The 12,773-nt window shown below is 59.2% G+C and carries 14 protein-coding genes and 2 pseudogenes; 8 read left to right on the forward strand and 8 right to left on the reverse strand.

All coding sequences use genetic code 11. The features are described 5' to 3' along the window. Nucleotides 1–44: 44 nt before the first annotated feature. Nucleotides 45–1,077: pseudogene (locus D6B98_RS35790) on the reverse strand (NtaA/DmoA family FMN-dependent monooxygenase); the annotation flags it as partial. 254 nt (nt 1,078–1,331) lie between these two features. Further along, entirely contained in the window at nt 1,332–1,472 is a 141-nt protein-coding gene (locus D6B98_RS40285) for a hypothetical protein (protein ID WP_164719086.1), read from the reverse strand. Between the two features lie 260 nt (nt 1,473–1,732). Between D6B98_RS40285 and D6B98_RS35795 the strand changes: the two genes are divergently transcribed. The 4 genes from D6B98_RS35795 to D6B98_RS35810 are packed head-to-tail and all read left to right on the forward strand — an operon-like array spanning nt 1,733 to nt 5,444. Then, the gene (locus D6B98_RS35795) at nt 1,733–2,662 is read left to right on the forward strand and encodes a TauD/TfdA dioxygenase family protein (RefSeq protein WP_126261694.1); all 930 of its coding nucleotides are present in this window, start codon (nt 1,733–1,735) and stop codon (nt 2,660–2,662) included. A 31-nt stretch (nt 2,663–2,693) separates the two neighbouring features. Further along, entirely contained in the window at nt 2,694–3,728 is a 1,035-nt protein-coding gene (locus D6B98_RS35800) for an ABC transporter substrate-binding protein (protein WP_235884834.1), read from the forward strand. Then, nucleotides 3,725–4,579 carry an ABC transporter ATP-binding protein gene (locus D6B98_RS35805; RefSeq protein ID WP_126261696.1) on the forward strand — a complete coding sequence of 285 codons (855 nt, stop codon included), beginning with the start codon at nt 3,725–3,727 and terminating at the stop codon, nt 4,577–4,579. The genes D6B98_RS35800 and D6B98_RS35805 overlap by 4 nt, the downstream gene beginning before the upstream one ends. Further along, a complete protein-coding gene (locus tag D6B98_RS35810) occupies nt 4,572–5,444 on the forward strand; it encodes an ABC transporter permease (RefSeq protein ID WP_126261697.1) in 873 nt (290 codons plus the stop codon). Before D6B98_RS35805 ends, D6B98_RS35810 begins: the two co-directional genes overlap by 8 nt. Nucleotides 5,445–6,467: 1,023 nt before the next feature. On the opposite strand, the gene D6B98_RS35820 is transcribed toward D6B98_RS35810, so the two are convergent. Together D6B98_RS35820 and D6B98_RS41085 are read right to left on the reverse strand one after the other, a co-directional pair. Further along, nucleotides 6,468–6,860 carry an avidin/streptavidin family protein gene (locus tag D6B98_RS35820; RefSeq protein WP_126261699.1) on the reverse strand — a complete coding sequence of 131 codons (393 nt, stop codon included), beginning with the start codon at nt 6,858–6,860 and terminating at the stop codon, nt 6,468–6,470. 302 nt (nt 6,861–7,162) lie between these two features. After that, nucleotides 7,163–7,348: pseudogene (locus D6B98_RS41085) on the reverse strand (DUF3892 domain-containing protein); the annotation flags it as partial. 204 nt (nt 7,349–7,552) lie between these two features. On the opposite strand from D6B98_RS41085, the gene D6B98_RS35830 reads away from it, so the two are divergent. From D6B98_RS35830 to D6B98_RS35845, 4 genes are all read left to right on the forward strand, one after another. Next, on the forward strand, nt 7,553–7,951 hold the full coding sequence (locus D6B98_RS35830) for a hypothetical protein (RefSeq protein WP_126261700.1): 399 nt from the start codon (nt 7,553–7,555) through the stop codon (nt 7,949–7,951). Nucleotides 7,952–7,978: 27 nt separating this feature from the next. Then, the gene (locus D6B98_RS35835) at nt 7,979–8,530 is read left to right on the forward strand and encodes a hypothetical protein (RefSeq protein ID WP_126261701.1); all 552 of its coding nucleotides are present in this window, start codon (nt 7,979–7,981) and stop codon (nt 8,528–8,530) included. A 413-nt stretch (nt 8,531–8,943) separates the two neighbouring features. Then, complete coding sequence (locus tag D6B98_RS35840; protein ID WP_126261702.1) at nt 8,944–9,525, forward strand: type IV secretory system conjugative DNA transfer family protein; 582 nt, start codon at nt 8,944–8,946, stop codon at nt 9,523–9,525. Then, nucleotides 9,491–10,201, forward strand: coding sequence for a type IV secretory system conjugative DNA transfer family protein (locus tag D6B98_RS35845; protein WP_164719087.1), 711 nt, complete (start codon nt 9,491–9,493; stop codon nt 10,199–10,201). The genes D6B98_RS35840 and D6B98_RS35845 overlap by 35 nt, the downstream gene beginning before the upstream one ends. On the opposite strand, the gene D6B98_RS35850 is transcribed toward D6B98_RS35845, so the two are convergent. The 4 genes from D6B98_RS35850 to D6B98_RS35865 form a co-directional block, all read right to left on the reverse strand. Continuing rightward, entirely contained in the window at nt 10,198–11,544 is a 1,347-nt protein-coding gene (locus tag D6B98_RS35850) for a hypothetical protein (protein ID WP_126261704.1), read from the reverse strand. The genes D6B98_RS35845 and D6B98_RS35850 overlap by 4 nt on opposite strands. Before the next feature lie 116 nt (nt 11,545–11,660). Beyond that, entirely contained in the window at nt 11,661–12,344 is a 684-nt protein-coding gene (locus tag D6B98_RS35855) for a DNA methyltransferase (RefSeq protein WP_126261705.1), read from the reverse strand. Further along, a complete protein-coding gene (locus tag D6B98_RS35860; protein ID WP_126261706.1) occupies nt 12,344–12,553 on the reverse strand; it encodes a response regulator transcription factor KdpE in 210 nt (69 codons plus the stop codon). Before D6B98_RS35860 ends, D6B98_RS35855 begins: the two co-directional genes overlap by 1 nt. Further along, nucleotides 12,550–12,750, reverse strand: coding sequence for a hypothetical protein (locus tag D6B98_RS35865; RefSeq protein ID WP_126261707.1), 201 nt, complete (start codon nt 12,748–12,750; stop codon nt 12,550–12,552). Before D6B98_RS35865 ends, D6B98_RS35860 begins: the two co-directional genes overlap by 4 nt. Nucleotides 12,751–12,773: the final 23 nt, after the last annotated feature.

Raw genomic sequence — 12,773 nt, forward strand, 5'->3', positions numbered from 1 at the left:
CATAAGGCGCCAATAAGCCTTTTAAGGGAGCCTTAAGACGCCATGCGATCGACGATGCCGATCACGAGCTTGAAGCGGCTGGCAACGCCATGTGCGCCGTTGGTGTCAATCAGGTGGCGTGGGAAGGGACCGTCAAGGTCGAAGCCGGTGAGGTCCAGGCCGGTCATCTGGCGCAGCTGAGTCAGCGAGAATTCGGGCTGGATCAGCGCATTGAACTCCTCCTGGCAACCGGTCAGCCTCGAGCTGCGTACTGGCGATGAACGGCGAGATGCCGGGCAGGATCTTGATCTGATCGGGATTGCGATCAAACGCGCGTGCCTGACGCTTGATGTCGGCATAGAACTGTTGCGCGCTCGCCAGCGTCTGATGTGCCGTGAAGATGGCCTCGGCGAAGCGCGCCGCGAAAGCGCGTCCATCCTCGGAGGAGCCGGCTTGGACATAGACGGGGCGCCCCTGTGGGGGCCGGGAGACGTTGAGCGGCCCGCGCACACGAAAATGCTTGCCGATGTGATCGATGCTGTGGATTTTGGCCGTATCGGCGAAGATCCCCGAAGCCGGATCGTTGACCAGTGCGTCGTCTTCCCAGCTGTCCCAAAGCCTGGTGATGACATCCAGATACTCGCGTGCGCGCTCATAGCGCTCATGATGAGGCGGATGCTCGGGAAGCCCGAAGTTCTGTGCCGCTTGCGGCGAGCTCGTCGTGACGATGTTCCAGCCGGCTCGGCCTCCGCTGATGTGATCCAGTGAGGCAAACAGACGTGCCAGATTGTATGGCTCGGAGTAAGTCGTCGATGCCGTCGCGATCAGTCCAATTCGTTTCGTAGCGGACGCGATTGCCGCCAGAAGCGTGATCGGCTCGAGCCGGAACCATTGTGCATAGCGAACATTGTCCGCAAGGGCCGGGGCATCGGCGAAGAACACCGCACCGAATTTGTGCGCCTCGGCTCGCTGCGCCAGCTCCTGATAGTAGGTGACATCGAGAATGCGATCCGTCGTCGAAGCCTTATGGCGCCACGCGGCTTCGTGATGGCCGTCGGGATAGATGAAAAAATTGAGAGATAGCTGCCGCTTGCTCATGCCTGCCTCGCCAATGATCCGATGCCGCGTTGTCTCGTGCGCCCGAACAAAACTCTACGTCGGCGATTACAAACCTGTCGATGAAATGAATTTGCTTTGTTGTGTGGCGGGCCAGCACGAACCGCGTGAGATGGCCATCCATCGCAGACGACTGCGTGCGCGCGCACGAGACACAGCATAGATTGAGGTGCTTCCGCGCGTCATTCGGTCCGATTTTGTGGTCCGCGAAGCAATCGAAATTGCGGGCCGGGCGGTCACGATTGCAAATCTTTCAGCGGTTGGGTCACGGGCGAAGCGATCATTGCCTTGCAGCAAAAACAAAGCTGATTTCGTTTCATTGACTGGATTGCGATCGCTTTTACGATCTGCGGTGTCCAAACGAGGTCGTTCATCATGCGGCAATCCGATCAAATCTGCGTCCTTCGCAAAGCGTTGCAGCCGGCTTCGGCTCTGAACGCGCTGCGCTGTGCAGACGCGACGACGGAGAGCTGTATCACCGCGCATCGGCTACAGCGGCCTGTTCGCCGACCGCCGGAGCGCATCGCGGTCCACTAGGATCGAAGCCAGAAAATAACTCCATCCCTAACTCCGCTGTTGCTCGGGCGACCAGCGCGCGGCGGAGCTTTGTTCAGACATCCCAATCGAGAGCACAATCATGAGCAATATTACCATCATCGACAACGTCATTCCCCGTGCGGACATCGTCAAGCGCGCGGCCCGGCTCGGAGCCGAAATCAAGAACGTCAGGTTGTCAGGGGATCTCCCCGACGACGTTGTTCGTGCCATCAATCAGGTGCTGCTCGAGCACAAGGTCATCTTCTTCCGCGATCAGGCACATCTGGATGATGCGGAGCAGGAGCGCTTCGCCGTCAGGCTCGGCAAGCTGGTGCCGCATCCGACCGTGGGCGCAACCAAGGGAACGTCATCGATTCTGGAGCTGGATTCGGAGCGCGGCGGCGGTCGCGCGGACCAATGGCACACGGACGTGACGTTCGTCGATGCTTATCCGAAGATCTCCGTGCTGCGAGGCGTTGTGATTCCGGCCTTCGGCGGCGACACAGTGTGGTCGAACACCGCGGCGGCGTATCTCGATCTACCGGCCCCCTTGCGCAAGCTCGCTGAGGAGCTTTGGGCGGTTCACAGCAATGCCTATGATTACGCGGTGAGGACCCGCGCGAGTGAGGCGGACAGGAAGCATTTCGAGGAAGTCTTCACCGGCACGATCTATGAGACCGAGCATCCGGTGGTGCGGGTTCATCCGGAGACCGGCGAGCGGACGCTGGTGCTCGGCAACTTCGTCCAGCGTTTCGTCGGCCTGCCGAAATATGACGGGCAGAAGTTGTTCAACCTGTTCCAGTCCCACATCACGGCGCCGGAAAACACCGTGCGATGGAGCTGGAAAGCCGGTGACGTCGCGATCTGGGACAATCGCGCGACCCAGCACTATGCGGTCAACGACTACGGTGATCAGCACCGGGTGGTCCGCCGCGCCACGATCGATGGCGACGTTCCGCTCAGCGTCGATGGCCGCCGCAGCGTGACCCGCATCAAGACATCGAAGCCGCAGGCGGCGAAGGCCGCCTGATCCGATCCGAGCAACCACCAGGATGCATGCAATGATCAAATTCCTTCGTGCGGGGCACGACGCCGCGCGGCTTCTGCTCGCAGGTGCATTGAGCCTTGGCCTGATGGCCCCGGCTTTCGCTGAGCCACCGCTTGAGAAGACCGAGATCCGCTACCAGGGTTGGGCCGGGCAGGTGACGTTCATCGAGCTCGCCGAGGACCTCGGCTATCTCGCGCCGCTGAAGCTCAAATGGGTCGGCAACACCATCAGCGGGCCGCAGGATATCCAGGCTGTCGTGACCGGCGATATCGACATCGGGGGCGCCTTCTATGGCGCGATCCTCAAGCTGATCTCGGCGCGGGCACCGATCAAGGCCGTCGTCGGCTACTACGGCTCGGACGCCAACACTTACCAAGGCTACTACGTCAAGGACGACAGCCCGATCAAGACGGCGCGAGACCTGATTGGCAAGAAGGTGGCCGTCAATACGCTGGGCGCCCACTTGGAGTTCGTCCTTCGCGAATATCTCGCGCGGAACGGCCTTAGCGCAAGCGAGGCCAAGCAGGTCACCCTGGTCGCGGTGCCGCCCGTCACGGGCGAGCAGGCGCTGCGTCAGGGACAGGTCGAGGTGAGCACGCTGAGCGGCATCTTGCGCGACAAAGCTCTGGAGCGCGGCGGAATCCACGCGCTCTTCAACGACACTGATCTATTCGGCCAATTCACCGGCGGTTCCTACGTGCTGCGGGAGAAGTTCATCAAGGACAATCCCGAAGCATCCCGCAAGCTCGTGGAGGGCGTCTCCCGCGCCATCGGATGGGCACAGACAGCACCGGCTGAGGAGGTGAGGGCGCGGTTCGAGCGGATCATCGCAGATCGCAAGCGCAATGAAGACGGCTCCTCGATCAAATACTGGAAGAGCACGGGCGTTGCGGCCAAAGGCGGCGTGATCTCGGATGCCGAGATCCAGGTGTGGATCGACTGGCTTGTGGAGGATGGCTTGTTCAAGCCGGGTCAGATCAAGGCGTCAGATACCTATACCAACGCGTTCAACTATTTCCGTCCTGGGAAGACCGCGGAGGCCAGATGACCACGTCCAAGATCCGCTTCGAGCATGTGCGCAAGGAATTCCTTGTCCGCGGCAAGGATGGCAGGCCGGCGCAGGGCTTGGCAGCTCTGGATGACATCACGCTGGACGTCCGTGCCGCCGAATTCCTGGCGCTGGTGGGACCGAGCGGCTGCGGCAAGTCGACCCTGCTGGACCTGCTCGGCGGCCTCACCCGGCCGAGCAGCGGACGGATCCTGCTCGACGGCAAAGTGATCGAGGGGCCTGCGCGCGATCGGGGCATCGTGTTTCAGCAATACGCGTTGTTTCCGTGGCGTACGGCCGCACAGAATGTCGAGTTTGGGCTCGACATCGCTGGTTTAAAGACGAAGGAGCGGCGCGAACGCGCGCTGCATTACCTCGACCTGGTCGGGCTATCCGGCTTCGCCGACCGGTACCCCCACGAGCTCTCCGGTGGCATGAAGCAGCGCGTCGCCATCGCGCGAAGTCTCGCCTACGATCCCGAGGTCCTGCTGATGGATGAGCCCTTTGCTGCATTGGATGCGCAGACGCGCGAGACGCTGCAGGGCGAGCTGTTACGGATCTGGCGGGCGACCGGCAAGACCATCGTGTTCATCACGCATGGGATCGATGAAGCGATTGTGCTCGGACAGCGCGTGGCTGTGATGACGTCGCGTCCGGGGCGTATCAAAAGGATTATCGACGTTTCAGAGGGGCTGCGCAGTGAGCACGAGGATGTGCGTTCTCTGCCGGAGTTCGGGCGCATCCGGCATGAACTGTGGAGCTCGCTGCGCGAGGAGGTCCAGAAGGCACAGCAGGCGGGCGCTGGCGCTGACCGTGTCATGCGCGAAGTGAAGGAGGTTGCCTATGTCTAGCGAAGTGCTGGGGTTGCTCGAGCTGACGCAGGGACGTCAAAGCCAGCGCGCCGGGGCAGGGGCGCCACCGCCGCTACTCCTGCGCCGGGTTGCTGCGGTTAGCCGATCATTAGTCGGCTACGGACAGCGGTCGATCTTGTTGATCGGCCTTTTGATGCTATGGGAGGAGGCTCCGAGATTAGGCCTGATCGACGCAGTATTTTTGCCGCCGTTCTCGGAGGTCATTGCCGCAGGTTGGCAGCTAGCGCAAACTGGAGAGCTCTATGATGATGTCTCCGCGAGCCTGCTACGGGCCTTAAGCGGCTTCCTGATATCAGTCGTGCTGATCGTGCCACTTGGTCTCGCTGTCGGTTGGTATTCGCGCCTCGGCAATCTCCTGAACCAGTTCATCGAGATCTGCCGGAACACGGCCCCGCTCGCGCTGTTGCCGGTGTTCATCTTGCTGCTCGGCATCGGCGAGATGTCGAAGATCACCATGGTGATCTATAGCTGCGCTTGGCCGCTTCTCCTCAACACCGTCGCGGCTGTAAAGCAGGTGGATCCGCTCCTCATCAAATCGGCGCGAACCATGGGGGCGACGCCGCAGCAACTCTTCCGCAAAGTTATTCTTCCCGCCGCGCTTCCGACCATCTTTGTCGGCATCCGCCTTGCGAGCGCGTCCGCGATGCTGGTCTTGGTGGCGTCCGAGATGGTCGGGGCGAAGGCTGGCCTTGGCTACCTCATCATCAACAGTCAGTACAGCTTCCTGATCCCTCAGATGTATTTCGGTATCTTGGGCATCACCGTGATCGGCCTCGCGTTGAATGCCATGCTTCAAGGTCTGGAGCGGCACCTCATGCGATGGAAGCCACAGGCAGCAGCCTGAAGCACCACCAATCGCGATTTCGGGCCGATCATGATCGCCCCAAGCCAGCGCGGAGGGCAGATCTGCGCCGGCCGGAATATTTGAACTTGATGCCGTCGCGTCGTGCTGGTGTTCGACGGCAGACCCGCAGGCATCTGAAAAGCGGTGCGTGCAGCCGATGTCATTCATGCTTGCCACAGGGATTTCGCGGAGCGCCAGTCCGGCGGTTCGGGGTGCCTGATATACGTGTGATCGGTGTTGTGTATCGGCGGTACAGTCGGCTACCTGATCGTGGCTGTCCCTCCTGCCGTTGGACAATCTCCGAGCTTAAGACGATGTCCCGAGAAAGTGCAGGACCTATCTCACACGTCGAGCAGCGTTGCCCAGGGGGCTTTGAAAATAAACTCGCTCCAAACAGGCTTATCAATCCTTGTCCTGGTCCACCTGATTCATTCAGTTTAACGAAAAGGTGCCAAAGTTTCGAATAGACATCTGACTGTAGCGTTTTCGTCAGCCTCCTGGTCCATCGTTGTGTCACCATTGGGAGATCTCGAAAATGCTTGATGCCGCCATAACTGCGCTTCTACGATCCGTCCTCGATGAGGTCTGTGCGAGCCTTCCCCGCGATGAGACCGGCGCTCGCGCTCACGTTGCCGCAAAGATCTTAGAGGCGGCCAATACAGGTGAGAAAGCACGCGAGCGTCTGAAGCACATCGCTCGTGAGGCTCTGTCAGGAACGACTAGAAATGTCAGAGCTGGAAGCAAGAATGTTGTGCAGGTGATCTGATGTATGGTCTGCAGCAGACCAGCGTTCACGGAAGGCAGCCGGACCGCCGAATACGATCGCTGAGCTCTGATAGGTCGGCGCGGATCGACCTTATGCTCAAGCTCGTCTGCTTCGAGATGAGAGTAGACCCAAGTTTGCCGCGTTCGGCGCGCCACTGGCGCTCATGCGCCGGACTGAGCCCGACGCGCTGCTTCGGAGCGCGGACCCTCTGAGAGCAGTTCAGCTCTCGTCCGCCTGCGTTGCTTTAGGGTGGAAAACTACCATACGCGCCTGAATATATCCGCGCCCTTCAGCTTGCGCGGCTTGCCTTTGTTGTCAACGTAGAACAGCGTCCATGACGTTGGCATCTGCGATCCCTTGATTGTACCCACCCAGCGAGTGAAGGAATTGCACTGGGCAAAAGTGACAACAAAATACAAGCCGGTTGGACTAACCGATCCCGATGCAGGATACGGTATGCCCTGGCAGGCGAAACCTTGGGCATGGTTTGTGAAGGTCCCTTGTAGTACCCCGCCATTGGTAGACCAAACAAACAGTTCAGAGCCGCGTTCATTTTTCCAGTAAGAGGGGGCAGGAAGCCCTTGCGCCATGGCCTCGGCGGAGAGCAATACGGATTGAACGAGCAACAAAAATCCTAGAAGTTTCTTCATATTGAAGCTCCCAAACAGACTTGAAACACCGTGCAGTCTGGTACAACCTGAGGTCACGTTCGCGGCTCATATCGTGCATTCGACAACAGAATGCGGCGCGCATGCCCCAACTCACGCTGGATCGCGGCGCAGGGCTCAGTTGAGTCCCACACTCTTACTTGCCACATGGTTTCTGGCGATGACTGCCCCGCTACTCGGCTCGTTGACGTTTGCGCCGAATGAGTTTTGATCGCGAGTTGGAGAGCGACTTTGGCCCGGACTTTTCGTCAAGGCATCGATTGCGTGTCTATACTGCGGCTGAGTTAGGCCGAACAGTCGTCGAGGGCGAGAAGATTGTCGTTCCAGACCCTATCGGCATAAGTCTGAATGAATTTACGTCCCGAGGGGCTTTTTCGCACGGCAACCCAGGCCGTCGAATTGCCGGTTTGCGTATAGAACCGATGGTACTTGTTCTCGATAGAATGGACGACGTTCTCCACCTTGTCCCGCCATCGTCCTCCTTCGGGCTTGGGTCCACCACCTCCGTGATGTGTTCATGCTGGCTCATGCGGTTCGGCTTGCGAACACAATCAACACGGTAAGTCGCCATAGTCTTAGTTTCCTTCCAACCAAGAATATATTCGGCGCGATCAAGCCCTGTGTCGGTACGTGAGGGGCTTACCGGAGCTCCTGCGAATGCGTCGCGCACGTCCTTGATCGTCAATTCAGGTGCCAGCGGCAATACCGAGAACGATGGCGGCTGGGGTGCCACGCAATGCTTTCAGTACTGCGTGATCCGATTTGCATCGATAACACAACGCGATGCAGATATTCGGCAAAAAATCTCTACTGGTCGCCGCGAATCACTATCGAACTGGTATTACGCAGCACGGGAGGCTATTGCTTACCGCGATCAGCAATGTGCGGCGCCAGTCGTGCCCGCTAGTGTCGAAGCTATGGTGAGGCCTTTACTCGACTCCATCGACAGAATTCCTGAGCTTGCGGCTAGAGCTCTAGACATTCAGCGGCGACAATTGATGGCTTTAGTCGGGGAGAAAGAAGCTGAAACATGTAAGTTGGCTTGCGCGGCTTCTACAATCACCGGTAAATGATGATGTTTTGCTTGCCGGTGAAAATAAATGGCTCAATCCCGTATCCTTGCTGTTTACGTCGCGGCGCTAACGGTTCTGTTTCTCTCTGCGCCGGCGAGAGGGCAGCAGGCTCAGCCGGCACAGGGTGACGGACAGAGCCCTGCGCAGTCAGCGGGCGCTAACGCCCCTCAGATCGCGCCGAGCGATCCGCAGAAGCAATGTGTCAAGCCCGGAGAGTTCGCTGTAGAACTTCGATTTGGTCGCAATCCTGTAGGCTCCCCAATCGTCCTGGCCACGAACTTCTTGCCCACCAACCAGCGGGTCGATGTTGGCGTGCGCGCGCCGTTTGTCGATGATGTGCGCTATTTCGCGGGCATCGACTACGGAGACGAGACCTATCTTTTTAAGCGGCAAGACGTCGTCACCCACCGCGCGACGGAATCGGACGCCTTAGTCAAGAAGCATCTGCTCGAGCCCGATCAGACCATCGTCACATTGAATATGGGCGACGATCTGGCCTGGTTTTGGAGTAGGGTCGATCTCTATCTCTACACCTGCAAAGGCCTGAGTCGGCATGCGCTCCCCGTCAATGCGGCCTAGGGCGCGGGTGCGGGTGATGTACCGGATGTGCGCAGCGGCGGTGTAGGGCTCGTCCTGGGTGGACTTGCCAATCGAGCTGTGATGCAGGCTGTAAATCGCCATCAACACCTCGGGTATGGGCGCGGGTTTGCCTGCAAACCCATAAGTGCGCACTACCGAAAGTTTAACCTCGGCTATTCGGTTGGCAAGCGCCTCGGGGGCCCACGGACCGCGACACTTTCGCAGATGTCCCGGCTCCCCCAGCACATTTCCAAACCGCCGAATGGCGCTGCCACGCTCAAGCCGAAGCGCCGGCGCGACGGAATGGCGCGACGCGGCGCGGCCGGGTAGGGTACGCTGGCGGACCGACCGCTAGAGGCTAGTGGCGAGCCGCGAAGAACGCGCCCGGCGGCGCGGGACATGGGGCAGAGGACATGGTGGGCAAGGCGCCTTTGACGCTCGGCGTATTCAAGGAGACCGGTCAGGAATACATCTTCGATGGCGCAGAAAGCCTGATCACGATCGCCCGGCCGGGGCGCGGCAAAACGCAGGCCCATGTAGTCAGGAACCTCCTGCAGTTGGAAGCGCCCGCCATCGTCCTGGATGTCAAGCCGGAGATAGCCGATCTGACCAGCGATTGGCGGAGCCAGAACGTAGGCCCGGTACAGGTGTTCATGCCCGGCAACGCGGCAAGATCAGAGAGCTTTAACCCGCTGGATGCCGTCCCCAATGACCCAATAGCCGCTTACACCGCCATTGGGCGCCTTTTGCCACTGCTCATGGTACCGACAGATTCCCAATCGGCAAAAAGCTTCTGGGAGGGCCGGGCGGCCCAGCTCCTTCAAGGTGCCCTCTATGACATTTGTCTCCGCGGGTTTGATGGCAGACGAGACATGTCAGCGGTGGTGGACTGGTTCTCGGCGTCACCAGAACAGCTCAAGCTACGGATTGAGTCTGAAGCGTTCCGGCGTCAGAAGTCTAATGCGCATCGGCAACCAGCTCGCCGGTGCCGATGAAGAGACCCGCTCGAACCTGTTTGAGACGGTACTCCGGCATGTGGACGTTTGGGGGGCTCCTCAACTTGAGCCGGTGGTTTCGGATACGACGATTAATTTTGACAATTTCAGGCGGAACAACGGCACACTGTACCTCTGCGTCACTACAGAAGAGCTGGTGATGTATCGCTCCCTCATTCGAACCCTGCTTGGCCACATTTTCTACTCCATACGTGAGGCTCGCGATCAGTGGGACCTGGCGCCCGTTACCTTCTTCCTCGATGAGTTCCCCCAACTAGGCTACATGCAGGAGATTGAGCAGATGCTCGCGCTCGGCCGCCAGTCCGGCCTGCGACTTTGGCTCTTCGCGCAGGGTAGATCACAATTGCAGAAAGCTTACGGCGACGCGGAGCGAATTCTGGAGTTGATGGCTGTGCGATGCTTCATGGAGCCGACTGCTACAACAGCACACGAACTTTCGAAGGAGCTAGGAGCGAGACGCGACCTGCTGACGGGCACAATGAAGCCGTTGGCCACGGCCCAGGAACTGATGGGGCCTGAATACGTGGATAAAGTAATTGTCCTGGAGGGCGGACGCCGTCCGGCGCGGCTGCAGGCCATGAAGGCTTATGAAGATCATCGCCTCAAGGGGCGACTAACAGACCAACGCAAAAGCGTTTCCATCGAAAATGATTAGCGAGACGTGGCCCAGCCGTTATCGCTGTCTCGATCTTCCACAAACCATCTGATGAGTTCGCCCCTAGGCCCCTCATCATCAATCCACTTATCCAGTAAGTCGAGGTAGTGCGACCATTCTTTTTCCAAATCGACTTCGCGTCCCTCCTGATATTCCATGTAGTTATCGCAAGCCCAGTCGCTACCTCTGACTTGCACCCGACCGTCACAATTGAGGAGCCAGAAGAGGTAATCTGCGGTTGGACTCGAGATGCCTGCCCTGTTACCCCAGAGAGCAATCTTCAGGCACGCGAGATGCTTCGCGCTCATGGATGCGAAAGACCGAACAGCAGAAAACTCTCGGTCCTTCCATATCATTCGAATTCGGACCCTTCGTGCCTGTTTAAACGCAACCTGCATATTGGTCAGCAACCTCGCACCTCCGCCTCTTTCTAACTTCGGGTAGTCGCGAGGTTGTATGTCGATACATTCTTCTTCGATTTCAAACTTACAATACTCCTCGGCCAGCCGCCTTTGGTACGCCACTAGCTTCGCCGCTTCAGCGGCGGCGGCACGTTCCTTCTCGGCAGCAAGGGTGGCCTGTTCAGCAGCAACGGCAGCTTGCCGAGCGGCATGTTCTTTAACCTTCCACTGCGCGGCCAGCGCTCTTTCCTTCCAACCCGGGCGGTAGAGGATATCGGTATATGGCCAAATTGACGCCGGCTCCCTGCAATCTACGATGCGTCCGATGTCGTCGACTGTTCGCGCAAGGTCGTCATCTGTAAGTGCGGAACAATATTCGATAAGCGTCATCAGCAATGTGTCCCGCAATCTATTGTCGTTAAGATCGATCGGGTCGTATGTCGCCATTTGGCGGCCCAGTGCTATCAAGAAGAGCCAGCAGAACCTGGCCAGCCAAAGACGCGTCGTATCGTCCCCGATGCCTGGCAGAAGTTCGCGGCGGAGCACCTTGCCTGGCTCCGTATTGGAAAACGATTGCGGCCTACACCATTGCTGCCAGTCGGCGTCAATCACGGCGGCAACCTTGCTGAACGTAAGTTTCTCATCCGCACCGAACTTCGTGCGAAAATAGTAGATCGATCGAAGGGCGGCATTCCTTCGCCCTTCGGTAAGGATATAGGCCTTAAGTGCGCGGTCACGGAGCGCGTCCCGGTGTCTTGCCGGGTTGAAGGATTCCAGGTCGCCTATTAGCCCTTGAGGAAGTCCTGCCAGTTCTGAAGGCAGCCGACCCGTCTCGCATTCTCCGGGAAGTAGCTTTCTCGTCGCCCAGCCTTCCAGCACGCTGCGTTGGGCCACTTGTAAAGCTTGTTTTTCGTAATGCGATAATTCGACAATAAACTTCATTGCAGAGCCCCATCAGCCCACGCACACTTTCCACGAGCACATGGCGTGTGGTCAAGCGCCGGCCTCGGCAAAAAACTCGGCCTACCGCCTGCGGCGGTAGGCCGGCGCCCGCGGCATTAGCCAGCCAGCTTACGGGCACCCGCATGAAGCTGCGAATTCAACCGCAGCTCAGCCGTATGGCAGTGCGTGGTCTCCAGCTCAATACCGACGCAACAACGTCCGGCAAGCCGCGCCGCCACCAGCGTCGATCCCGACCCGCAGAACGGGTCGAGCACCTGCCCGTCGGGCGGACAGAACGCTTCAATAAGCGGGCGTAAGACATTGATGGGCTTTTGAGTTGGATGCAGGCGATTGCCGGTGTACTCCCAGTCCATGACGTCTGGCACCGGTGAGCCAGACAGCTCCGGCCGCCCCTTGGCGAGCAGGTAGGCCTGCTCGTGTCGGCTTTCGGTGTAACCCGTGGCCGAAGCGTAGCGCTTCCTGAAGACGATGTGGCCAACCAGATGAAATCCCGTCGTGCGCCAGGCGGCGACGAACTTGTCGACAGCGTTCCAGCCGTAGAAGCTGACGCAGAAGGCGTCGGGCTTGAGCAGTCGGTACATCTCGGCAAACGCTGGCCCCACCCATCCATCGCGATCGTCATTCGCAATGGTCTGGCCTATGCGCGACTTGTACCGGCACAAGTACGGCGGGTCGGTGAGGATGAAATCCACCGACCCGGAGGTCATGCGTTGCATGACCTCCACGCAATCACCGTGAAGCACGGTGTGGCGTATCAGGTGAGTGGGGAGGACGCTCATTAGCACACCTCCTGGATCAACGGCTGCGCGCTCCAGTGAGATTCACTGCGGATGAGCTCAAAACCGTCTATCGAGCCGAGACTGTCGGTGAGATAGATGGCCTCGCCCTTGCGGATGGCGTCCTCGCGGCTCGTGGCCTCGACGATGACGCCCCATTCCTCGTAATCAAAGCACTTGACGAGGAAGCGCCGCGTGGCGGCGGGGCTCATCGCCCCGCCTCCGCGTCGGCTTTCGGTTCGCGAATGACCAGGCGGCCGTTCAAGGGCAGGCAGCTGAGCTGGATGTTGAAGCCCTTGCCGTCTTCGTGCGCCCAGGCTGCGCCGATTTTGGTCCAGAAGGCCTTGTCGCCTTCGCCCTCGACCACAAAGACACTGTGGGGGCGCTGGGTCTTTTCATTGCGTTTCATTTGGTTATCTCCCGTTTGGTTTT

The organism is Bradyrhizobium sp. LVM 105, assembly GCF_003957705.1.
GTDB classification, from domain to species: domain Bacteria; phylum Pseudomonadota; class Alphaproteobacteria; order Rhizobiales; family Xanthobacteraceae; genus Bradyrhizobium; species Bradyrhizobium frederickii.